This window comes from Alcanivorax sp. UBA3183, from assembly GCF_002364155.1.
GTDB lineage: Bacteria > Pseudomonadota > Gammaproteobacteria > Pseudomonadales > Alcanivoracaceae > Alcanivorax > Alcanivorax jadensis.
On the sequence record NZ_DEXN01000034.1, the window covers coordinates 1 to 24,831 of the forward strand.

Here is a 24,831-nt window from a genome sequence, read left to right on the forward strand (position 1 = left end):
ATGCTAAAAATGGGGTGATTACCGAAGCAACCAAGAAGATGAGAGAGTTAATCGACGCTGTCGACTCAAGAATCAAAGCACCCTACTTCGGCTATGCAGCATTAGCATTCGTAGCGTTAAACTGGAGAGGTATATTTCTCCTCAGCACAACAGAAGCATCTCCTCTAGAACGATTGTCCGCATTTGATAGCCAAACTAACAGCTTCACCCTAGTGATACTTCCCCTGCTCGTTGGAGCAGCCGTCGCAGCCACCTCACACTGGGTTCACTTCATTTTCGGTTTCATATCCAGCAAACCATCTGCATTAATAGACAATCTTTACCTTGAAGCAGAGCACAAGAGAACCATACGCCAAACAGAACTAGAGCAATCACGATCAGAACTTTTTGCGGTTAAAGAAAAAGAGCTCATTGAAAGAGCCCAAAGAGATGAAAAGGTTGCCGGCATTGAAGATAAAATCGCAAAAGAAAATTTAATTGCACAATTGGGAGCCTTAAGAAACGAGCGAGATCAACTTAGCGCCCAAATTGATACTCAAAAACGCGATGAAAAATCAATAATTAAAGGCTTATCTAGTGAAGCCTCTTCGATATTGAAGGCTGCCTCAAAAAGTAAAGATGGCACTATCATCAAGTCAGAGTCTTTAGGGCTTCCTAGCATAGAGGCCGGCGGCTTGACCTTTGGCGCGAAAAGCCATAGAGATTTTGCAAAAAACGAGGCCGCACTTGAAGAGCTAGTTTCAGAAGATTTTGTTAAAGCCTCTGGGAATCAAGGTGTCATGTTCATTCTAACGCATAGAGGGTGGCAAGCTGCAGACAAGCTATGAGATACGAAGAAGAGACGCATTATACGATTTTTCCATGCCCTCTACTTTGTTCTTGGCGAGCTAGAACGAAAAGAAAAACCGGTCATAAAAACACTGTAGATCGGGGTGAAGTGCCTGCCCCATCGATTCAAACCTCGATAATCACTCTCACGCCTGCAGCTACTATCACCTGCCCTTTCCCCGCAGCACCATCGACCCTTCTGGCAGCGCCAACGACATAGCAATCAGCCCGCAGCACGAAAACCGTTAACGAAATGACAACGACCATCCGTCCCGAGTGGCGAAACTTTCACCAACACCGGGCATTTCCCGTTTGTTTTGTGCCGGCATCGTTGGCAACATGGAGTGGAGCTTGGACAAGGCACAACAAACTGGCTCACCTTAACTGCAGGAGGCTTCGCATGAGCGATTACGACGACAGAGATGATTACCAGCAAGAAGCCGAAGACCTGTTGGAAACGATTGAGCAGGTAGAAGAAACCCTGACAGTCATGTCCAAAGTAGTCGGGCAGCTAAAGGAACAGGTGGCCTCACACCTTGACCCGTACACGGTTGAAATGAGCGCCGAGGAATTCCTGGAGCAGTGCGAGAACCTGGAAGGCACCTGGCACTAGTTCCTCTCAGTGTGAAGTGACAGGGGCCGCATCGATGGCCCCACTCTCACCTACTCCGCGATCCTTTCCGGATAACGGCGTACCCCATCCACCCAGGTCCCTCGCACCTGGATAGACGACCAGTCACCGATAAATTCTCGCGGATCGCGATCCAGCCAGACCAGATCCGCGCGCATGCCGAGACGCAATTGCCCGACCCGATCTGCCACGCCCAGCTGACTGGCGGCGTCTACGGTCACCGCCTGCAGGGCCCGCTCCACCGCAATCGCCTGCTCCGGCCCCAGCATGGCGCCGGATGCCGTGCGACGTTGGGTGGCATTCCATACCAGTTGCAATGGCTGGAACGGCACTACCGGTGAATCCGCATGCAGGGTAAAGCGCAGCCCCGCATCCGCCGCTTCCGCCAGTGGGCTGATGCGTGCTGCCCGCTCCGGCCCCAGGAAAATATCCCGGTGACGATCGCCCCAGTAGTACACATGGTTGTTGAAGAAAGAGGGAATTACGTCCAGCGCCTGCATTCGCGTCAGTTGTTCGCCGGTGGCCATCTGGGCATGGATCAGTACCGGTTGCACGGTCACGTCCGGGCACTGCTGGCGGGCCGCCGCCACCGCATCCAGGCTCATGCTGATGGCCGCATCACCATTGGCATGGATCGCGGTCTGCCGCCCGGCACAATGGAACTGCACCACCTGCTCGGAGAGCTGCTGCGGCGACTGGTTGGGGAAACCCAGATATTCCGGCGGGTGATCCTCGGGCACGGAAAAATAAGGATCGTTGAGAAAACCGGTATAGCCCTGCAAAGAACCATCACTGACCAGCTTCACCGACCCCAGATGAACTCGCTCACCCTCCGGCAGGGTCCACTGGCCGTCCTGCCGTGCCTGCTCGGCGGCCGCATCCGGCCAGACACTGAGCCGCAGCGGGATCAGCCCGAACCGCAACGCCGGCACTAACGCCTTGATGGTGGTGGTATCGGCCAGGCCGTTCTGGGCAAAGGTAATCCCCCGTGACAGGTACAACCGTGAGGCCCGACGCATCACCCGGTAGCCATCCATGGCCGACAGCTTCAACAGGTTGGCACGCACCGGGTTGAACGCGGTCTCTGCCAGCAAGCCATTGAGACGGCCATCGTCATCGCGACCATAGTAACCACCAGGCGGGTCCTGCACGTTCTCGCTGATGGACATGGCCTTCAGGGCCGCAGAATTCACCACTCCCAGATGGCCGGAGATGTGCAACACCATGATCGGCCGGGTTTCACTGACTGCATCCAGCTCCGCCCGGGTAGGATAACGCTGGTCGCTCACGGTGGTGTCGTCGAACCCGAAGGCCATCAGCGTCCCGTCCGGGCGTCGCTGGGCCAGGGTGCGCAACCGCTCCAGCAAGGTGGCAATACTGTCCAGGTCGCCAATTGGCGGACTGTTGGCATCCACTGCCACCGCCGACAGTCCCTCACCGGGGAAATGGCCATGGGCCTCGATAAAGCCGGGCATCAACACCCCACCCTGCAGATCCACCACCCGCACATCGCGACTCACCTGATCGCGCAGGGCATCGCTGTCACCCAGCGCCACGATCTCGCCGCGCTTGACCAGCATGGCATCCACCTGGGGATTGCCCGGATCCATGGTCATGATGGTACCGTTGGTAAACAGCTGCACCGGTGGCGGTGGCGGATTGAACCAGCGATGCACACCCGCTACCCCCGCTGCCAGCAACGCCAGTAGCGATACGGCCCCGATAAACCAGATTTTTTTCATAGTGATCGCTCCTTGGCAGCCTGCTAGCGCAGACTCTGCCGTGACCCGCCTGCGGCCTCAAGCGGGAATATCACATTTGTTAATGAAACAGATCAGATTACCCCATACCTGTTCCCGGCCCTGGCGCGCTATAGTGAAGCCCGTCGTGCAGATGGCGCACCAACTTAAAGCAACTTTCCTGCACCAGCATGAGGAAAATGCGGCACCATCCTTGCATTAACCGCGGTGAATTTTGACAGCCACGCATCGTGGACTCCCGCTAACAGACAAACCGATAGCGGGATCAACTGGAGACAACGCACCATGAAAGCATCAGATTTGTTCGTTCGCGCCCTGGAAGCCGAAGGGGTTGAACACGTCTTCGCCATCCCCGGGGAAGAAAACCTGGACCTGCTGGAGTCCCTGCGCGGCTCGAAAATCAAACTGGTGATTACCCGCCATGAGCAGGCCGCCGGTTTCATGGCGTCCACCTATGGTCGACTCACCGGCAAGGCCGGTGTCTGCATGTCCACCCTGGGCCCCGGCGCCACCAACTTCGTGACCGCCGCAGCCTATGCCCAGCTGGGCGCCATGCCCATGGTCATGATCACCGGCCAGAAGCCGATCAAGACCAGCAAGCAGGGCCAGTTCCAGATCATTGATGTGGTCGACATGATGCGCCCGCTCACCAAATTCACCAAGCAGGTGGTCAGCGGTGACAGCATCCCCACCCGCATCCGTGAGGCCTTCCGCCTGGCCCAGGAAGAGCGCCCCGGCGCCACCCACCTGGAATTGCCGGAAGATATCGCCCGCGAACATTCCACCATGCCGGTGACCGAGCCCAGCTCAACCCGCCGCCCGATTGCCGAAGACAAGGCCATCTGCAGGGCCATCGAGGCCATCCAGGGCGCCCGCAAGCCGTTGTTGCTGGCCGGTGCCGGCGCCAACCGCAAGCTGACCAGCAAGATGCTGCGCCAGTTCGTGGAAAAACTGGGCATTCCGGTGATCACCACCCAGATGGGTAAAGGGGTCGTTGACGAAACCGGTCCGCACTTCCTGGGCAACACCGCCCTGTCCGACGGCGACTTCGTACACCGCGCCATCGACCAAGCCGACCTGATCATCAACGTGGGCCACGACGTGGTGGAAAAGCCGCCCTTCTTCATGCGCCCCGGTGGCGCCGAAGTGGTTCACATCAACTTCAACTCCGCCCAGGTGGATCCGGTGTACTTCCCGCAGATCGAAGTGGTGGGCGACATCGCCAACAGCCTGTGGCAGCTCAAGGAACGCCTGGAGCCACAGGAACATTGGGGTTTCTCCGACTTTCACCGTATCCGCGATGCGCTGCAGAAACACATCCGTGAAGGCATTGTGGACGACAGCTTCCCGATCCGCCCGCAGCGGCTGGTGGACGAGATCCGCAAGATCATGCCCGAGGATGGCATCCTCACCCTGGATAACGGCATGTACAAAATCTGGTTTGCCCGTAACTACCCGGCCACCAAACCCAACACCGTGCTGCTGGATAACGCCCTGGCCACCATGGGTGCCGGCCTGCCCTCCGGCATGGCCGCCAAGATGGTGCACCCGGACCGACGCGTGATGGCTATCGTCGGCGACGGCGGCTTCATGATGAACAGCCAGGAACTGGAAACCGCAGTGCGCCTGAAGCTCGACATCGTGGTGCTGATTCTGCGCGATGACGGCTACGGCATGATCAAGTGGAAGCAGAACGACATGGATTTCCAGGACTTCGGTCTGGATTTCGGCAACCCGGACTTCGTCGACTATGCCCGTTCCTATGGCGCCTATGGCCACCGGGTGGAATCCACCGCCGGCCTGGGCCCCCTGGTGGAAGAGTGCTACCAGACCGGCGGGGTGCATGTGATCGACTGCATGGTGGCTTACGGCGACAACAGTCGCATCCTCAACCGGGAAATTCGCGAGTTGAGCAGCAAGTTGTGACGGCCAGTGCCTCGCCCTTCCTCATGCAAGCATGACTTCCCACAAAGACAGAACCCTGTGGGAAGCGGTGCTTGCATCGCGAAGGGTCGGGGCACCAATCCGCGACTCTCTGAGAGTGCTTAGCCAGCGACAACCTCTTCCATTAAGGAACCGACATGCTAAAAGACGCCTACCCCTACTACCTCGCCAACGAAGCCGTCTTCGCCAACCAGGACTTGGATGTCACCGACAAATACAGCGGTGAAGTGGCCACCCGGGTGGCCATGGCCGATGCGGCCACCATTGATAAAGCCATCGACGCCGCCGACAAGGCCGCTGGCGCCATGGCCAAACTGGCCCCCTACGAACGCCAAGCGATTCTCTACCATTGCGTGAAACGCTTTGAAGAGCGCTACGACGAACTGGCCCTGGCCCTGTGCATTGAAGCCGGCAAACCCATCAAGGATGCCCGTGGCGAAGTGGGCCGCCTGATCGACACCTTCCGGGTAGCTGCCGAAGAAGCCGTGCGCATTGATGGCGAAATGCCCAACCTGGAAATCTCCGCCCGCGCCAAAGGCTATCGCGGCATGGTCAAGCGCGTGCCCATCGGCCCCTGCTCATTTATTTCCCCGTTCAACTTCCCGTTGAACCTGGCCGCCCACAAAGTGGCGCCGGCCATCGCTGCCGGTTGCCCCTTTGTGCTCAAGCCGGCCAGCCGTACGCCCATCGGCGCCATCATCATCGGTGAAGTGCTGGCGGAGACCGATCTGCCCAAAGGCGCGTTTTCCATTTTGCCCTGTCATCGCGAAGGCGCCGACCTGTTCACCACCGACGAGCGCTTCAAACTGCTCAGCTTTACCGGCAGCCCGGATGTGGGCTGGGACCTGAAAGCCCGCGCCGGCAAAAAACCGGTGATCCTGGAGCTGGGCGGCAATGCAGCCGTGATCGTCGATGAAGATGCGGACCTGAACGATGCCATGGAACGTATCGTCTTCGGCGCCTTTTACCAGTCTGGCCAGAGCTGCATCGGCGTACAGCGCATCCTGATCCACGATGCCATCTACGACGAACTGAAAGCCAAATTGGTGGAAAAAACCGCCGCCCTGAAAATGGGCGACCCGAAAGACGAAGACACCTTTATCGGCCCGGTGATTTCCGAAGGCGAAGCGAAACGTCTGGAAAACTGGATCAATGAAGCGGTGGATGCCGGCGCCACCCTGCTGGTGGGCGGCAAGCGCGATGGCGCCATGCTGCAAGCCACACTGCTGGAAAATGCCCCCAAGGGCACCAACATCGTGGAAGAGGAAGCCTTCGGCCCGGTGGCGGTGGTCAGCCGTTTCAGCGATTTCGACGACGCGTTGAACACCGTCAACGAATCCAAGTTCGGCCTGCAGGCCGGCATCTTCACCCGCGACCTGTACAAGGCCCACAAAGCCTGGGACGAACTGGAAGTGGGCGGCGTGGTGATCGGCGACGTACCCAGCTGGCGGGTAGACAACATGCCCTACGGCGGCGTGAAGGATTCCGGCCTGGGCCGAGAAGGCATTCGCTGGGCCATCAACGACATGACAGAAGAACGACTGCTGGTGATCCGCACCCCGCAGCCCTGACCGGTTACCTCCCTCAGGACCAGGGAGTACGGGCCCGTTATCGCAAGGTAGCGGGCCCGTTTCTCGATCACGTTGAATAATTAGCCAAAAAAACCAGGCCCCTGGAACTGCCCTGCATTAGACACATGGCTGCTTCACCAAGCGTTCACCGTTTATTTGCTACCAGTAGCACTTCAATTTCTACCATCCATCTGCATTTTACGTCCTATTACAGGTTTCTTGTTTACTAAGAAAATCTCCCTAGGCATATTTGCGTCACACCAGAAGTGTGACTTGGTTCACATATTTTCATACCAACATCCGGTCTGAGACCGGCCAGGAGAACCCAATGAAGAAACTCTACACGGCTTCTGCACTGACTGCGGCCCTACTCTGTGCCCCCCTGGCTAGCCAGGCAGCCACTGAAACCGACACCTTCGACGTACTGCTCACTCTGCTTGCCTCGTGCACTATTGATCAGGCCACGGACCTGGATTTCGGCACACAGACCGAAGCCGATGTGAACGCCGGGGGCGTCACCTCCACCAGCACCGTCGGTGTTACCTGCTCTACTGGCACGGCCTACGATATCGGCCTGAGTGGTACCAATGGCAGCCGCGCCATGACCACCGCTGCAGGATCATCGGTAGCGTATGAGCTGTACCAAGATGCCGGTAACAGCACCGACTGGGACAATACCAGCGTGGTCTCCGACACGGGTAACAGTGCCCAGCAGGATTTCATCGTATACGGCCTGATTCCCGCCCAGACAGCGACCATTGATGCTGCTGACAACATCGACGGCGACACCGGTATCGACCTGAGTGATACCGTCACCGTGACCGTCACATTCTGATCCGCATAGCCGTCGTTTACCGCCCCCACTGTGGGGCGGACACATTCGGGGATGCATTTGCGTGAAAATATTACCCACGTCAATTCGCCGCTTGCCAGAGAGTCAGGTGCCCGCCGCCCCTGCCTGCCTGCTCGCGGCGTTTTTGTGCTGGTCCGGACCTGCCTGGGGGCAAGATTCAAGGCTTGCAGATGCCGGTGAGGCACAGCTGAACCAGGTATCTCTGAATCAAACCTTCTCGCAGTCAGATGTTGCCCGCCTTCGCGCCCAGGCCAGTGGCAACAGTAACGCTGCCTATATTGCTTATCCGCAACTTATCCTCAATGGCGCAGCTACCGCTCACATGCTGCCCACCCAGGTCTATGGCCAAGAGCTGGCTGTAGAAACCCGGGAATTACAAAAAATCGGCGTTCAATTTCCGACTCCGCCCCAGGCCCAATGGCAGAGCCTTGATGAGATGGGCATTGCCGGTCGGTACGATAACAATGCCCAACAGATCAATCTGGTTGTGCCTGCAGAGTGGCTGCCTAACCAGTCGTTCACGGCTGGTACCTTCCAGAGCAACACTCCGGTGCAGCGGGGCCAGGGTGCACTGCTGAACTATGATGCATTTAGCACTCGACAGGAAAACGGTGACCAAACCACCTCTGCCAGTCATGAGGCTCGTTTTTTCGGGGACTGGGGCGCTTTCAGCAGTAGCGGGGTGGTGCGTTGGAACGATTCGGACCCGGAAACCTCCGGGGACTATGTGCGGCTGGACAGTTTCTGGCGCTATACCAACCCTGACAAAATGCGCACCTATGTGGTTGGCGACACACTGAATGGGGCATTGAGCTGGACCCCGACCGTACGGCTCGCCGGTGTCCAGGTGTCACGCAATTTTGCCTCTCGCCCGGATCTGATTACCTTCCCGCTTCCTGAAATCAGTGGCTCCGCAACACTTCCGTCTGCTCTGGAAGTCTTCGTCAACGACTTGCGGCTCACAGAACAGGATGTTCAGCCGGGTCCTTTCCTGCTGGAAACCTCACCCCGCCTTACCGGGCTAGGGGAAGTCCAGGTCGTCACCACTGACACCCTGGGGCGGCAAGTCAGCCAGACCGTTCCCTTTTATGTCAGCCCACAATTGCTGCGAGAGGGTTATTGGGACTATTCCGCCACGGTGGGCGCCCCCCGGCGCTTCTATAGCGTGCGCTCCAATGATTACGACAACGACCCGGTCGCCACCGGGGTAGCACGTTATGGCCTCAACGACCGCGTCACTCTGGAAGCCACCGCAAATGCCAGTGAATCCCTCACCAATGCCGGCGCCGGCGTAGTGTTCCGCCCCGGATTACTGGGGGTCAGCAATGTGTCTCTGGCGCACGGCGAGGATGACATCAGCCAGGGGACGCAGTGGGCGGCCGGGCATGAATTCCGCACCCGCCGTTTTGGTCTCAGCGGTCAATACACACGCCGCACCGAGGGGTACAGAGATCTGGGCAACAGCCTGGATATTCGCCCGGCCATCGAAAGCAGCCTGCAGATCAATGGCAGCCTGAACCTGGGCCGCCGCCAGGGCAGCCTCAATGCCAGCTATCTGGACACAAAGCTATTTAATGGCGATGAAAACCGCTTTCTGGTGATTGGCCACAACCGTACACTTTGGCGGCAACTATCGCTGACCCTGAGTGTTAACCAGAACCTGGATGATAGTGAGGATCGCACCTGGCTGGCCTCGTTCAATTACTATCTCGATCGCTCCCAGGATCGCCCTGTGCAAGCAGGCGCGCGTATCAGCCATGATGAAAAAACCGACGATACCAGCACCGTTCTGACCCTGCAGCGCCAGGTGGAACAGTTCTGGGACCTGGGCTGGGATCTGGCCTATAGCCCAGATTCAGACGGCATCCGGCGGGCCAGCGGTCGCTGGTGGACGCCTTATCTTGATGTGCAGGCCGGCGTGTTCCGTCAGCAGGATAGCACCAGTACCTTTGCCAACCTGAGCGGTTCCCTGGTGACCAATTACGAAGACGTGTTTGCCGCCAACACCATGGACAACAGCTTTGCCATTGTCGACGCCGGTGACTTCACCAATGTCCCGGTTCGCCGTGCTAACCGGGTAATCGGCCATACCAATCGCAACGGCACATTGTTGTTGCCCGACATGATTCCTTTCACGGAAAACAAGCTGAACATTGATGTCAACGATCTGCCGGTGGATGCCCGGATCGGTGACACGGAATTACTGATCAAACCCGCAGACCTTACCGGCATCACCGCACGCTTCTCGGTGGAACAAATACACAGTGCGGTTGTTGTGATACATGATCCCCAAGGCAAACCGCTCCCTGCCGGAAGCCGAGCACTCTTCAGTGACGACGATGTCACTGTAGTGGGCTACGATGGAGAAGTCTTTATTCAGGGCCTGGAGGCGGGCGAGAATACGCTGGATATTATTGACAATGGCAAACGGTGTACCGCCGATTTCAATTTCACACCCGCGCCAGGAACCTTGCCACGGATTGGTCCCTATACTTGTCATCCAACGTCTGAAACCAGCAATCCATAAAGAGTAATGTGCATCATGATCAAACGCTTTGCTGTCCTCATCGTCCCCGTGCTGCTGACCCTGGCACCCTCCTTAATGGCCGGACAGCTAACCGTGGCTCCCATCCGGCTCACCATGAGCCCGACGCAGCCCAACGCCACCTTCACCCTTACCAATGGCTCCAATGAAGATGGCTTCTACCAGCTACAGCTTTTTGCCTGGGAACAGGAAGGCGGTGAAACTCAGCTCAAAAGACAACAGGATCTGGTAATCACCCCCCCGGTGACCATGATCCCAGGCAACAGCGATCAGATAGTACGAGTAGTGAGGCAACGGCCTACGGACTCTGAAAAGGAAAAAAGCTATCGCCTGATCATCAGCGAAGTCCCGGATACCGAATCGGAGCGCGGTGCCCAACTGAAAGTGCTACTCAGGCTTTCCGTGCCGGTGTTTGTCGGCGACAAGAGCCAGACCCATGCGCTGTCAGTCACGCGACAACAGGGTCGCTTTGTCATTCATAACGGTGGCAATGGCCATGCCCGTCTTGTCGACGCCTATTGGCTGGATAATCAACAACAACGCCACATTATTCACAAAGGCCTGGCAGGTTACGTGCTTCCCGATAGCGAGCTGTGGCTGGACACCGATGACTTTAGCGGCCAGCCTGTTGCAGTAACATTTACCGCCAACGGCAAGAGCCTGACGTTGCCCGTTGAGGAGGAAAAATGAAAAGGGGAAACGTGCTGCTGGGCGGTGCCGTGCTCTTTCTGACACCCTGTGCATGGGGTGCTGTAAATTGCAGCTTACAGGGCAGTCCAACCCTGGACTTCGGCAACGTGGATCCCTTTACCGGCGGTAATGTACTAACACAGGTTACGGTGAACTGGTCTTGTACCCGTGGTTTCTTTGATTCGAACCAGAACACCATGTGCGTCCACGTCGCCAATGACAACAGCGGAGGCATGCTACCGAGACGACTGGTAGCCAATAGCAATCAGCCCCCGTCTATCCCCTTTAATGTCTATACCTCTGCAGCCAGAGTAGAGGTAGTCGGGCAACCGGGCGGAGCTACAAACTCCGGCATACCCGTCAATGTGAACATGCCGTTCTTCACCTTCAATGACAGCGGTACCGTTACCCTATATGGGTTGCTTCCTGGCCCGCTGCCGGGCACCACTCGAGCAGAGTTTCATCAAGCACTGATGACCGGCTCCCAGGTACGCGTGCGCACGGGCGGCTTCAACCAGAGCTGCAGTGCAGGGGCCGGCGCCATTACCGACAACTACACCCTGACCGCCCAGGTAACCATCCCGGATCAATGCCAGGTGGCAGCCACCGATCTGGATTTTGGTACCCGCAATACTCCCCTCGCTCAAGTGGATAGCACCTCCACCGTGACCGTGCGCTGTACAAACAGTACCGACTTCGAGGTCGGCCTCAACGGAGGGCTTACCGGTAATCGGGAGATGACCAATGGCACCGATCAGGTGGCCTACGAGCTTTATCAGGATGCGGCCCGCTCCGTAGACTGGGGTAACACGCCAGGCACCCTCCAGACGGGTATCGGGCTGGGCACTGGCTCAGCAATAAACCTCACAGTTTACGGGCGCGTTTTCGCCAACCCCACCGCCGAGGCGGGCAGTTACTCGGATACAGTGACGGTCGAAGTCAGCTTTTAAACCGCCTCAACCATCATCTGCCATTTTCGCAGTAATCAGCAAAACCTGATCCAACCAATGGCGGAGCAACGCATTCAGCGTTAGTCACGACGCCAGCGCGCCGCGTACATAACACGCGGCACGAAGCATCAATCATTGCACGCCTCAGTGCCCCGAAACCGACAGTTGGGGGCGCATCTGACACGGCCATGACCCTGCCTCATTCTTACAAAGAAATCTCATAACGTAACATTCGCCGACCCGGAAACCGGCTAGCATCAAGGCGTTGAATTTCGGTATGAAGCCATGGATCTGTCCCTCAGTCTTGTCTCTGCCCTGCTCCTGCCTCTACCCACCGATGGCGGCAACCTGGCGCCCGAGTGGTACCAGCCGCACGTGGACGTGCAGTGGCAGATCCAGCTACAGGGTGAGGTCAACATCGGCTATGACGTGGAACTGTATGTGGTGGATCTGTTCGATACCGAAGAGAGTGTTATTCAGGACCTGCAGGCCGCTGGCAAAAAGGTGATCTGCTATTTTTCCGCCGGGACCTACGAAAACTGGCGCCCGGACCGCTACCGTTTCCTGCCCACTGAAAAGGGTCGGCGCCTGGGTAACTGGCCGGGCGAGCGCTGGCTGGATATCCGCTCCCTCAATGTTCGCAAGCGCATGGCAGATCGTATTGAACTGGCCGCGCAAAAAGGCTGCGATGGGGTCGATCCGGACAATGTGGATGGCTATACCAATGAAACCGGCTTCCCTCTGAATAGCAGGCAGCAGCTCTCTTATAACCGTTTTCTGTTTCGCACCGCCCATCAGTACAGCCTCGCCGTATCCCTGAAAAATGACCTGCAACAGGTCAGGGAACTGGTGGATTATGCGGATTTTGCCATCAACGAATCCTGCCATGAATGGCGCGAGTGTCACCTGCTGCAACCCTTCATCGATGCCGGCAAACCGGTACTGCATATTGACTATCGGTTCAGCCAGGATGCAGGGGAGAGAACCTTCCACTGCGAACATATGGAGATTCTGGGCTTCCGCTCAATGACCCTTCCCCTTGCGCTGGACGACAGCTTCCGCTTCAGTTGCTTCTAAGCCATTTCCGGCCCCATTGATCAGGATCAACATCCTGGTCTGTCCTGTCATGGGCGGGCTGCTACACTGGGAACCTGGCTCTTCAGGAACCCGGTTTTTCTATGCATGATGCCCTGACACTCATTGTTGTTCTGCTCGGCACCGCCGTGGCTGCCGTGGTGCTGTTTCGGCGGCTTGGTATGCCACCCATTCTGGCCTACCTGCTCTGCGGCCTTGCTGCCGGACCCTTCGGCTTTGGCTGGGTCAGCAATACCGACGGCATTCAACACCTGGCCGAGTTTGGCATCGTTTTTCTGTTGTTTACGCTGGGCCTGGAATTTTCCATTCCGCGGTTGATGACCCTTCGCCGCATCGTCTTCGGCGCCGGCCCGCTTCAGGTCGCCCTCACCGGCCTGGCAGTGTTCGCTATCATGCGGTTGCTCGGGTTTGACTACACACCCTCTCTGATTACCGCCTGTGCTCTCTCCCTCTCCTCAACCGCCATTGTGATCCGCGATCTGATATCCCGGGGATCGGTCAATACCGGCTACGGCAGAACCTCCACCGGCATCCTGCTATTCCAGGATCTGGCCGCCGTGATCATGCTGGTGATGTTGCCGATCCTCACTCAGGAAAACAGCGGCCCCATGTGGTCCGTGGCGTCACTGACGCTGGGCAAATCCCTGCTGTTGTTTGCCGGTATCTATGTGATCGGCCGTTGGGTGCTGCCACGCATGCTGGAAGAAACCGGCCGCGCCCGTTCCGATGAGGTCTTTGTCATGACCGCCCTGCTACTGGCATTGCTGGCGGCCTGGGTAACTCACTGGCTGGGCCTGTCCATGGCCCTGGGCGCTTTTCTGGCCGGCATGATGCTGGGCGAGAGCCACTTCCGCCATCAGATCGAAGCCGACCTGCGCCCCTTCCGGGATCTGCTACTGGGGCTTTTCTTTATCAGTGTCGGCATGCTGGTGGATCCGAACCTGTTCGCCGATCAGTGGCACTGGATCATACTCGCCGCTGCGGCATTGATGCTGTTCAAGGGGCTGCTGATATTTACGCTGCTGCGCTTGTTGAAAGAGCGCAGCGATACCGCAATGCGAAGCGGGCTGATTCTCTCCCAGGCGGGGGAGTTCGGTTTTGTGCTGGTTGCACTGGGGGTCTCTCATCAGCTGATTACGCCGGACAAGGCTGGCCTTCTGGTCTCAATCGTGGTGCTGACCATGGTGTTCACGCCCGCCTTGCTGGACAACAGCGGCCGCCTTACCCGCCGCTTGCTGCAACGCTGGCAAAAGATTCCTGAAGACACGCCCATCTCCGATGAAACCCGCAACCACGTGATCCTCTGCGGCTATGGCCGGGTGGGTCAGAACCTGATGCGCTACCTGAACAGCTTCCACATGAAGGCCGTGGCGGTGGACCGGGACCTGGTACGACTACAGGAAGCCAGCGCCGCCGGTGAACACATCCTGTTTGGTGATTCCAGCCGCAAGGAAATCCTGGTCAATGCCGGTATTCAGCACGCTCGCCTGCTGGTGGTGACCTTTGACGACCCACGTCTGGCAGAGCGCATCCTGCATACCGCTCGGGAGCTCAATCCCAATATCCGTATCCTGGTACGTACCCGGGACGACACTTACCTTGATGCGCTGATCGATGCCGGTGCGGAAGAAGTAGTCCCCGAAGTACTGGAAGCTTCGCTGATGCTGGTTGCCCATGCCCTGATGATGCTGGATGTGCCCTTCGACCGGGTCATGGCCACGCTGCGCAAGACCCGCCGGGAACGCTACCGCATGTTGCAGGGCTATTATCACGGCGACACCCTGCCCACTACCGACAGTGCCGGTAACCCGTACCGCCTGTTGCATGCGGTGACATTATCCGACAAGGCCCGGGGCATCGGCCGGAGCATTGCACGCTGTGCATTACGGGATGTGGAAATCCGGGCGGTGAAACGGGATGACCAGACACTGGAAAGCCCCGATCCAGAGCTGGTTCTCGAGCCGGGAGATACGGTGATTCTTTACGGCCCGCTGGAAGCAGTGGAAGCTGCGGAAAACCGCTTGCTGGGAGGGTAAGGCAGTAGCACGTTACAAGTAGAAAGTTGCAACGCGCGATAGCTATAGTCGATGCAGCACCGACAGTGGCCGCGATTCAGCGCGAGTTGTCACATCACTAAAAAACCGCCGCAGGATCGCGGCGGTCATGGTTATCGATTAGCTTGTCATCACACGCGCTGCCACTTGCAACTTGCCACTGACCATCATGGCAAACGCAACAATACCCGTAATCCCTCCTGCAGATCCGATTCCTGCACATAACCCACGGCATCCGGGTTCTGTTTTACCTGCTGAACCATGTCCCGGGCATTTTTCACCTGGCGTGGCGGCATACCCTGGCCGGTGAAAATCATCCTGGCCCAGTAGCTTTTCAATTGAGACGCGGACTTGCCCGTGGCGCCCTCATAGAAGCGTTCGCGCTGCTGGCTGCCCTCCGGCATGTCCAGCACCGTCACGGTATAACCGCCAAAGCGGGACGCATTATCCATGTAAAGCTGACGGACTTCATGACGATCCATCTGCGCCAATGGCGAAGACTCCGCCACTATCACCAGCATGCCGGCGGATGATAACGCGGGGCAGCACAGGACAAGGAAGACAGCACACACTTTCTTCAACATGATCATTCTCCCTTAAAAGGCCGCATCTACGGTGAGCCGGAATACCGTCGGTTCTTCCTCTTCGATGGAAGGTGCCGACCCCTGGGGAGTGAACAGACCGTTGGTCATGATCTTGTCGTTGCTCATGTCATAAAAGCGCTGTGCTTCCAGTTTCACGGCAACGCCCACTTCCAGCTCGTAACGCAAACCCAGCGTCCAGCTTTTACTGCGCACCTGATTGGCTGCAGAGAAGTTGGCGGCGACCGGTCCTTCGCTCTGTGCTTCACTGACGCCGTGGGCATTGGCAGCACCCCAGGTCACATGCGGCATCCACGGCCCGAAACGATACCCTGCGCTGACATAACCGCCCCACTTGGTGGGGAACCAGCCTTCGATACCCAGCTGGGTACGCTCTGCCATCAGCACCATGGCGCCGTTGTCATACTGCAGGCCCACACTGCTGATATAGGTCTGGGCCTCGTCCAGGCTGACGGGCGCTTCCAGTGCCGCCACCGGCAGGCCGGTAGGGCCGGCAAGGTCGGTAAGATCCAGGGTCACTTCCGCATGGCTGTAACTGAGCCAGCTGGTCCAGTCCCGCCATTGGCTGGTGAGATTGATGCCGGTCAACTCGCTGACTTCATACACCACCGGTGCCGGCAGCGAAAAACTGGGCACATCGGTGGCACCGCCATATACATTGAGACGATGGGAGACCGGACCGGTGTTCAGATTCCAGCTCAGGTCCACCCCTTCCATGGTGTCAAACGGCACCACGTCATAGGCCTCACCGGGCAAGGTCGCCCAGTGGTAGGTGTAACCCACATTGTTGTACTGGGTGTGCATGAAAAACGGCAACACCATGCGGCCGGCCCGAACCGTCACCGACGGCGACAGATCATGGCTCAGGTAAGCCCACTGCACCTGAGCATCGTAATCATCCCGCCCACGGGCCAGCACCTGTACCGTAGCACTGGTCTCATCGCTGATGGTTGCATTGAACTGGATCCCCGCCCGTGACAGCTCCCGGTGGGAAATCTCGTCGGTAGTACGATCAATGTAATCGATCGGCTCACCATTATTGGCGCGAACATGAACATCGTGGCGGGTAACGCCATAGGTCATGAAGCCGTTAACGGAGAGGCGATCGCTCCAGTTGTTCTGCTTTTCGTATTGCTGCATTTCCAGTTGCTCAAGACGCCGCTCCATGTCTTCCAGCGACGCAGGAGATTGCGCCTGGACCACCGGCGCCAGCAACAACACGGCTGGTACCAACATCCTGGTAGTGGTTGTCATCAGGTTCCTCTGATTACGTTGTTATTATCGTTAAAGGCACCGACCCGCCGTTCCCAAACGGTATCGGAGTCTGTCCACTGTGGGTGAGGGAAACGTCGCCTGCAGTGCCGGTTATCCACACGGCACTACCGCCCATCACACCAGAGCACGTAACCCTTTGAATTTAGTACGAAAGAACCAAAGAAAGGTTACCCGTGGTAGCACCAAGCCATCATTTCCCCACGCGCAGGCCCCCATTCCATCAGCGCCCCGGCATGAATTGCCCTACAAAGTGAACAGTCGTAAACCCTTTTGCTTGCCAAATCCTCTCTTCACCCCTATTTTGTGAACACCTATTCACAAAGTGGAGGCGTGCCTAATGCGTGACACGTCATTGAATCAGACTCCGAACACCCCGGCAGAGCCCAACTGGCAGCCGCTCAACGACTTTGCCGAGCGCAAACAGAAAGACAGCGGCCTGAAGGCCTGGCTGGCCGTGGTGGAAGGCTGTATCAGAGCCATTGAGAAGACCGCCTGGCAGGGTCGCGAGATTGCCGACCAGGCCATCAAGGCCTGTAAAGCGGTGGGCCGTGGCGCCAACGCCGTGAACGAGGAAATGCAGATCCTGGCCGACGAGGCGCGCCGCTGGCCAACCCGCCTCAAGCGCCTGAGCAAAACCGGCTGGATGCTGACCAAGGTGGTGGCAAGCTACCGCCTGTGGGGTACCCGCTCCGCCTTTCTGCCAACCAGCATGCGCGAAGCCGCCCTGGCCAACCTGCACCAGCGCAATGCCCGCCGCTTCCGCGATACCTCCCTGGAACAGGGCGGCGCCTTCCTGAAGATCGGTCAGCTGCTGTCCAGCCGCCCGGACCTGCTCCCCCAGGCCTGGGTCGATGAGCTGACCATTCTGCAGGATCAGGCTACCCCGGTGCCCTTCGAGGACATTGCCGTGGTGCTGGAACAGGAGTTCGGTCAGCCCCTGAACGAACTGTTTGCCGATTTCGACCCGGAACCGCTGGCCGCTGCCAGCATCGGGCAGGTACACCGGGCACGGCTGCACGATGGTCGCGAGGTCGCCGTCAAGGTACAACGCCCGGGCCTGGACGAAGTGGTAGAGCTGGATATGACCCTGCTAAAGGTGTTCATGGATGCGGTGAAATCCGCCCTGCCACCCATGGACATGGATACCATCGTCAGTGAAATCCAGCGCACCGTGCGCGAAGAACTGGACTATGAGCGCGAAGCCCGGGTGATGACGCAGATCGGCGCGCAACTGGCAGGCGTCAACGGCATCACCACCCCGGCCCTGGTGGCAGAACATAGCAGCCGCCACGTGCTGACCACCGAATTCGTGCACGGCCGCAAACTCACCACCGTGCTGGATGAACTGCACCACACCGACCCGGAGCGCCTGGGTGTGGTCCTGCATCGGCTGCTGGATGCCTGGTTCTCCCAGGTGCTGCACGGCGGCGTATTCCATGCCGACCCGCACCCAGGCAACATCATGATCACTGACCACGACACCCTGGTACTGCTGGATTTCGGTTGTGCCCAGAGCCTCAGCGATGCGGCACGGCACGGCTATTTCCGGGTCTTGCAGGCCTGCGTGGTGAACGATCAGAAAGTCATTGCCGACACACTTACTGCCATGGGCTTCAGCACCCGCAGCGGTAATCCAGACACCCTGCTGGCGTTCGTCGCTGCCATTCTGGATCAGGTACGCAACGCCATTATTTATCCTGACCCGGACAAGGGCTGGCCCAGCGCCGAGGAAATGATGCAGCAGGTCAGCCACCTGCTGGATCGCCTGGAGCATGACCCGGTGGAAAAAATGCCCGGTGACTTCATCATGCTGGCGCGGGTGTTCGGCACCCTGGGCGGGTTCTTCCTGCATTACCAACCCAAGGTGGATATCGCCGCCCTGGTGCTGGGGTACCTGACCCGCCCGCTGGATAACCGGCTGGTGGCGTAAACTGCCTTTTCCGTGTTCTGTTGAGCGGTCGTTTGCCATGTCCGGTTGGCTCGACCGCTCTCCCAACTCCCTCCTCTTCGTAGGGTGCACTGAGCCTAAGGCGAACTGCACCACCCCGGCGGCGGATCGGTGCAGTTCGCCTTAGGCTCAGTGCACCCTACACAGTTATCACCCGGCCTCGCTTGATGCCCCCCTGTAACAAACCCCTCCCCCTTTTTGACAATAACGCTACAGCCACTCCCAGCCCTTTAGTTGTACAAACGTACCAATAAGAACGTACGTACCCATAACAACAACGGGCGCCCCGCATCGCGAGGACTCCCTTAAGGGGTTAGCCATGCTACAACTGACCCGGGCTCCGGCCCTGACCACTTCTGTATTGCCCTGCTCGCTGCTACTGGCCGTCAGCCTTCTGGCCGGCTGTGGCGGTGGTAGTGGCGGCTCCTCCGCCAGCACTGCCGGCGAGCAGCCACGCCAGCCCGATACCGAGAACCCGGCCCCGACGCCGGAACCCGGCCCGGAACCGGCGCCAGAGCCACAACCGCTCAATCGCTTCCAGTTCGCCAATGGCTGCTACACCCTGAATAGCGACGGACGCTTCCTGCAGGCGAACAGCTCCAGCAGCGCCTATGGCCTGACCGCGGACGCCTCCCAGGCCACCACCTTTACCCTGAAACCCACCGATCTGGGCCGCTATCTGCTGGTGTCTGATTACCAGCGCACCACCGGCAGCATCGGTCAGAAACAACTGTTGGGCATCAGCGACCCTGCCGGGGAGCTGCTGGATCAGGGCGGTAACTTCGTCGGCGAACTCAGTTATCTGGTGGCAGGCCTGGGCGACACCCTCAACCTGGTACTGGATCCGGTGGCCCCCCTGGGCGGCCTGCTGCGGGAGCTGGGAGAAAATCTGGAAGGCATCGGCAACAACCTGGGCGACACCACCCTGCGCCCGTCTCTGGCCATGGTCGCCGATGCCAATGATCTGGCGGTATGGAATCTCAACCCCAGCGAGGGCGACAGCTTCACCCTGGCCTCCCAGGTCACCGGCCTGCTACTCACCGCCGGCGATGACGGGCTGACTCTGACCTCGCCCAGCCTGGAGAACGCCGACACCCGTTTTGTCCTCACCGATGCTGAAGGCTGCAACGGTTACCCTGAAGCCGAGCTGAACGCCACCGTGGTCGACAGCGGCCCGGCCATTTACCTGCAAGAGGTCGATCGCTTCCGTGGCACCCCCGGCATCGATAACGACGATGTGTTCGGCTACGTGGATGCCCACAGTCATATCTCTGCCTACGAATTCATCGGCGGCCGGGTCAATTATGGCGATCCCTTTCACAAATTCGGCGTCGACCACGCTCTCCACGATTGCGCGGAAAACCATGGTCCCCAGGGCCTGACTGGCCTGGTGGAACAAGTCACCAGCAACCCGGGACCCCACGAGACCCGCGGCTGGCCTGACTTTCCCTTCTGGCCGCGCAACGATTCACTGCAACACCACCAGAGCTATTACAAATGGATCGAACGGGCCCACCTGTCCGGCCTGAAGATTCTGGTCAACCACCTGGTGCATAACGAAATCCTCTGCCAGATCAATCCACAGAAGCAGAACGACTGCGACACCGTGGCCGCCATCGAACAGCAGGCAGAACTGATGCACCGCATGGAGGATTACGTGGATGCACAGAACGGTGGCCCCGGCGAAGGCTGGTTCCGTATCGTCACCAGTCCCAGTCAGGCCCGCCAGGTGATCGGTGAAGGCAAGATGGCTGTCATCCTCGGCGTGGAAGCCTCCAAGGCCCTCAACTGTGGGGAATTTCTGGGCGTAGCCGAATGCAGCCGCGAAGAAATCGTCGAACGGCTAGACCGTCTTTACGCCATGGATGTGCGCAGCCTGTTCCCGGTGCATAAATTCGATAACGCCTTTGGTGGCCACCTGCCGGATCTCTCCGACGGTATCGGCATTGGTGCCGTGCTGTATGGCGGCAACCTGCTGGAAACCGGTCACACCGTGGAATTTGAAGAGTGCCCGGATCACGACCACGCGGTGAATGACAGCCCACTGGCCGACCCACTACAACCCTATGGCATCTTCGAGCAGTTGCTGTTCCAGCTGGATTACGTGGGCGAGCGCTTCCCGGCCAGCCCGGAAGAGCTGGCCGAACTCGACCCGCGCCGGGGCACCGACCACCTTTGCAACACCCGCGGTCTCACCGACCTTGGCTTCTTCCTGATCGAAGAACTGGCCAAACGCGGCATGATGATTGAAACCGACCACATCAGCCGCAAGGCCGCCGACCAGATTCTCGATCTGACCGCCCCGCGTGGCTACCCGATCATCAACAGCCACGGCAACTGGGGCGGCACCGAGACCCTGCGTGACCGTGTCGCTGCTCAGGGCGGCATAAGCGCCTCCTTCGGCAGTGTCCGTGACGACTGGGTCGACCAGCTCACCCGCGATGGCAACCGCCCGCGCCCCGACAGCTACAAAGTGGGCCCCTTCGGCGGCGCTCCCTTTGCCTCCGATGTGAATGGTATCGCCGCCCTGGCCGGCAACCCGGGGACGCCGGATCAGGAAGACAGCCTTTATCCGTTTACTTCCGTGGATGGTCGCGTGGTGTTCGACAAACAGGTCACCGGTGACCACGCCTTCAGCCTTTACGAAGGTCGGGGGGTGGCCCACTACGGCCTCTACCCGGATCAGATCGCTGACATGATTGCCCATAGCGATCGCCCGCCGGAACAGATTGACGATGCCATCAACCAGTTATTCACCTCGGCGGAAGCCTACCTGCGCATGTGGGAACGGCTTGAACAGGCGGCGCAATGATTAACTATCAAGGAAGCACCTATTCCAGAGCATTTCCAGAAAGGTCCCCTCTTTCTTGAGGGGAGAGGGACAGGGAGAGGGTGAGAGGCGCCAAGACTTGCTTGATGATCTGGCGTAATACCCCAGCTTCCTCCAACTCTTCTCTCACCAAGAGAGAAGAGAGCCAAAAACTAGAAACCTTTGGGGAATACCATGAAAACACTAACAGCCCGTTCTCTGTTTCTGCTGTTACTCACCGCCTTCATCGTCACCGGCTGTGGTGGCGGGGGTAGCAGCGACCCGGCCAACACCCCCACCGCCAATAGCGGCGATGATGGCGGAGGGAGTAGTGATGGCGGTGGTGACGGTGACGATCCGGTTACCCCGCCCACCGGGGAAGGCCGCACCTTTATGATTTCCCCCGGCGACAACGCCACCGAAGACATGGTCAACGCCATGATTCAGCTGCGCCCTGGCGACACGCTGCAATTTGACTGTGGCTACTTCGATCTGGATCAAGGGCTGCTGATCCAGGCCACCGAGGATGTCCTGATTGAAGGCTGCGGCAAGGACGACACCGTGCTGTCATTCAAGAACAGCGCCAACGTCACCGGCCTGGAAGCGCTGAACATTCGCGGCATTACCGTGGAAGACCTGACCATCCTGGATTCCCCCGGCGACGCCTTCAAACTCAAGGGCGTCAAATGGGGCACCCTGCGCAATGTGCGCGCCATGTGGTCTGGTGGCGGCGAGCCGATCACCGCCGACAACTACGGCGACCGGCTGAATGTGGCCTGTACCAATCCGCCCTTCAACGAAGGCGACCCCACCCCGGATTACGTACCCAGTGCCGCCAGTGGCCGCTACGGCATCTACCCGGTGGAATCGGAAAACATCCTGGTGGAAGGCAGTGAATCCGTGGGCGCCTCCGATGCCGGCATCTACGTGGGCCAGACCAACACCGCCATTATTCGTGACAGCCGTGCCGTTTATAACGTCATGGGGTTTGAAATCGAAAATGTGCAAGGTGGGGAATACGACAACAACGTGGCCGAGTGTAATACCGGCGGCTTCCTGATCTACGACCTGGAAAACATCACCCAGTACGGCGACACCTCGGTGATGCTCAACAACCTGGCCCGCAACAACAATACCTACAACTTCGCCCAGAGCGGGCTGGTCTCTGCGGTGCCACGCGGCACCGGTTTTATCACCCTGGGCTACGACAACATCGAGGTCTTCAATAATACTTTCGAAGACCACAGCACCGCCGCCGTCATCTATACCAGCTATGAGCTGATTGATGGCAAAGACAAGACCGCAGACAAAAAACTGGACCCCTATACCGAAGGGCTGCACATCCACAACAACGTGATGAAAAACTCCGGTTACGACCTGCCGCCACCCGACCTGGAAAAACTGGCCAACGGTGAAGTGGAAAGCGTGCTGCCCACCCTGATCGGCCTGAAGAACCTGCCCATCATCAATGATCCCACCCAACTACTGGGCAGCCTGGACAACATCCTCAACCTGGGTAAAGGCGCCCACATTGTCTGGGACGGCCTCCGTGATGACCTGGATGCGGACTGCCCCTACCCGGTGGACAGCAATGGCGAGCCGGTGCCCATGGACAGCAACGGCAAGCCGCTACACACCAATGAGCACCCCAACCCGGCCTGTCACTACAACGCCTACAAGTTCGATGAAAACAACGAACGTATCCAGCCCACCTGGGGCTCCTGTTTCCACGACAACGACTTTTCCGAGGACAGCGAACCCTACCTGAACTTCCACGGTACCGATGGGCTTGAGTTGGTGCTGGCTCTGGCAGAACAGGATTTCTCAATCCTCTCGCCCGGTGGTCTGCTTGATGCACTGGAAGGCCTGCTCAACATGCCTTCGGATACCAACCTGTCCGACCACGACTGTCAGGCCCGTTTCGGCAAACTGCTGCCCTCGCTGCCAAGAGTAGAAATTCCTCCCTTCGAACCCAGCGGTGATTTCGATCCTGCGCCGTCACCGGAAGTGGTAGAAGCACTCTGCAACACCGAAGTGGCCAGCGGTGAAATCAATCGCGACGCGCTGGCAGTAAACTGCCCGCGCCTGGAACAGTACAACCTGTTTGCCGATGCCAGCGACCCACGCAGCTTGCCCAACGAAGGCGGCGTGCCCTATGTGCTGAACACCAAACTGTTCTCCGACTACGCCACTAAATACCGGGTCGCCTTCGTTCCTCCCGGTACCAAGGCGGTGTACCGAGACGGCCAGGGAGGCAGCAACCCCAATGGAGGGATTCACTTCCCCACCGGTACCGTACTGGCCAAGACCTTCGCCTTCACCGATGAGGCCAACAGCAATGAAACGCTGGTGGAGACGCGCCTGTTGATCAAACGCACCAGCAGTAGCGGCAAACCTTTCTGGGAAGGCCTGCCCTATATCTGGGGCGAACAGGACGGCAAACCGGTGGCCCGTCTGAGCATGGGCGGCGGCAGCACACCTGCCAGCTGGCATTACCGCGACAGCGACTCAGGTGCACTGCTCACCGGCAGCACCGACAGCTACTCGGTGCCCAACGCCAACCAGTGCATCACCTGTCATGGCAACGACGACCAGGCCGGCGGCAGCGCCCCTATCGGTCCCAAGCCACGCAACCTGAACCGTGCCTACAAACCGGAATCTGCCTTCATGGGTAACACCGGCCAGGCCGGCTTCCCACGCCTTAACCAGCTGCAGTACTGGACTGACGTAGGCATCCTCAGCGGCACCCCGGAGCTGCAGATCAGCAACGGCGTTGCCAGCAACATCGAGCGCCTGCCGCACTGGAACGTGCCCGGTGACAGCGGCAACACTGCCAACTCCGATGCGGATATTGAAAGTCGGGTAAAGGCCTACCTGGAAGTGAACTGCCAGCACTGTCACAACGACAAGGGCGCCGCCTCCAACACGGGTTACTACCTGGATCATTTCCGTGAAGTGGACGCCAGCTACGGCATCTGCAAGAAACCCACCGCCACCGGCGGCGGCTCCTGCGGTCGCCAGCATGTGGTAGTCCCGGGAAGCGCTAACAACTCCATCGTCTCCTGCCGCCTGGCCGCGGAAAACGACCCGCAACGGATGATGCCCCCCATCGCCCGCAGCGTGGCCCACGATGAAGCCACCACCCTGCTGGATCAGTGGATCAATCAGGTGGTGGATAGCAGCTACACCAACGGCAGCGCCTGCAACTAGCGCTGCACTGTTCCCCCTCCCTCCTCCCACCTGTCTCCGGGAGGAGCGTTTGGCCCCTCCCCGCAA

At 58.7% G+C, this 24,831-nt stretch carries 16 protein-coding genes; 13 read left to right on the forward strand and 3 right to left on the reverse strand.

Going from position 1 to position 24,831, the window contains the following annotated elements; translation table 11 throughout:
* Both B3Q33_RS11075 and B3Q33_RS11080 read left to right on the forward strand, forming a co-directional pair.
* On the forward strand, positions 1–827 hold an 827-nt coding region (locus B3Q33_RS11075; protein WP_286827535.1), incomplete at its 5' end, for a hypothetical protein.
* A 401-nt stretch (positions 828–1,228) separates the two neighbouring features.
* Positions 1,229–1,441: a hypothetical protein gene (locus tag B3Q33_RS11080; RefSeq protein ID WP_035248960.1), complete on the forward strand. Its 213-nt coding sequence runs from the start codon at positions 1,229–1,231 to the stop codon at positions 1,439–1,441.
* Between the two features lie 50 nt (positions 1,442–1,491).
* Here the strand turns inward: B3Q33_RS11080 and B3Q33_RS11085 are convergent, their stop codons facing one another.
* A complete protein-coding gene (locus tag B3Q33_RS11085; protein WP_286827536.1) occupies positions 1,492–3,201 on the reverse strand; it encodes an amidohydrolase in 1,710 nt (569 codons plus the stop codon).
* Positions 3,202–3,504: 303 nt separating this feature from the next.
* On the opposite strand from B3Q33_RS11085, the gene B3Q33_RS11090 reads away from it, so the two are divergent.
* The 8 genes from B3Q33_RS11090 (at position 3,505) to B3Q33_RS11125 (ending at position 14,903) form a co-directional block, all read left to right on the forward strand.
* Complete coding sequence (locus B3Q33_RS11090) at positions 3,505–5,145, forward strand: acetolactate synthase large subunit (protein WP_035248964.1); 1,641 nt, start codon at positions 3,505–3,507, stop codon at positions 5,143–5,145.
* Positions 5,146–5,300: 155 nt separating this feature from the next.
* Positions 5,301–6,734 (forward strand): aldehyde dehydrogenase family protein, encoded by a 1,434-nt coding sequence (locus B3Q33_RS11095; protein WP_035248966.1) that lies wholly within the window; start codon positions 5,301–5,303, stop codon positions 6,732–6,734.
* Between the two features lie 328 nt (positions 6,735–7,062).
* Positions 7,063–7,569 carry a Csu type fimbrial protein gene (locus B3Q33_RS11100; RefSeq protein ID WP_273009953.1) on the forward strand — a complete coding sequence of 169 codons (507 nt, stop codon included), beginning with the start codon at positions 7,063–7,065 and terminating at the stop codon, positions 7,567–7,569.
* Positions 7,570–7,909: 340 nt separating this feature from the next.
* A complete protein-coding gene (locus B3Q33_RS11105) occupies positions 7,910–10,114 on the forward strand; it encodes a fimbria/pilus outer membrane usher protein (RefSeq protein WP_286827537.1) in 2,205 nt (734 codons plus the stop codon).
* A 15-nt stretch (positions 10,115–10,129) separates the two neighbouring features.
* Positions 10,130–10,822, forward strand: a complete 693-nt coding sequence (locus B3Q33_RS11110) for a fimbrial biogenesis chaperone (RefSeq protein ID WP_198030668.1) — start codon at positions 10,130–10,132, stop codon at positions 10,820–10,822.
* A complete protein-coding gene (locus B3Q33_RS11115) occupies positions 10,819–11,772 on the forward strand; it encodes a Csu type fimbrial protein (protein WP_273009949.1) in 954 nt (317 codons plus the stop codon). The genes B3Q33_RS11110 and B3Q33_RS11115 overlap by 4 nt, the downstream gene beginning before the upstream one ends.
* A 285-nt stretch (positions 11,773–12,057) precedes the next feature.
* Positions 12,058–12,849, forward strand: a complete 792-nt coding sequence (locus B3Q33_RS11120) for an endo alpha-1,4 polygalactosaminidase (RefSeq protein ID WP_273009947.1) — start codon at positions 12,058–12,060, stop codon at positions 12,847–12,849.
* Between the two features lie 101 nt (positions 12,850–12,950).
* On the forward strand, positions 12,951–14,903 hold the full coding sequence (locus B3Q33_RS11125) for a monovalent cation:proton antiporter family protein (protein WP_272963068.1): 1,953 nt from the start codon (positions 12,951–12,953) through the stop codon (positions 14,901–14,903).
* 185 nt (positions 14,904–15,088) lie between these two features.
* Here the strand turns inward: B3Q33_RS11125 and B3Q33_RS11130 are convergent, their stop codons facing one another.
* A complete protein-coding gene (locus B3Q33_RS11130) occupies positions 15,089–15,505 on the reverse strand; it encodes a hypothetical protein (RefSeq protein WP_035248979.1) in 417 nt (138 codons plus the stop codon).
* A 12-nt stretch (positions 15,506–15,517) separates the two neighbouring features.
* Entirely contained in the window at positions 15,518–16,777 is a 1,260-nt protein-coding gene (locus tag B3Q33_RS11135; protein WP_272963069.1) for a hypothetical protein, read from the reverse strand.
* Positions 16,778–17,135: 358 nt separating this feature from the next.
* Here B3Q33_RS11135 and B3Q33_RS11140 point away from each other — a divergent pair, with 358 nt between their 5' ends.
* The 3 genes from B3Q33_RS11140 to B3Q33_RS11150 all read left to right on the forward strand — a co-directional run bounded on the left by B3Q33_RS11140 (position 17,136) and on the right by B3Q33_RS11150 (position 24,765).
* Positions 17,136–18,728 carry an ABC1 kinase family protein gene (locus B3Q33_RS11140; protein ID WP_272963070.1) on the forward strand — a complete coding sequence of 531 codons (1,593 nt, stop codon included), beginning with the start codon at positions 17,136–17,138 and terminating at the stop codon, positions 18,726–18,728.
* 337 nt (positions 18,729–19,065) lie between these two features.
* Complete coding sequence (locus B3Q33_RS11145; RefSeq protein ID WP_272963071.1) at positions 19,066–21,558, forward strand: membrane dipeptidase; 2,493 nt, start codon at positions 19,066–19,068, stop codon at positions 21,556–21,558.
* A 192-nt stretch (positions 21,559–21,750) separates the two neighbouring features.
* Positions 21,751–24,765 (forward strand): parallel beta-helix domain-containing protein, encoded by a 3,015-nt coding sequence (locus tag B3Q33_RS11150; RefSeq protein WP_272963072.1) that lies wholly within the window; start codon positions 21,751–21,753, stop codon positions 24,763–24,765.
* Positions 24,766–24,831: the final 66 nt, after the last annotated feature.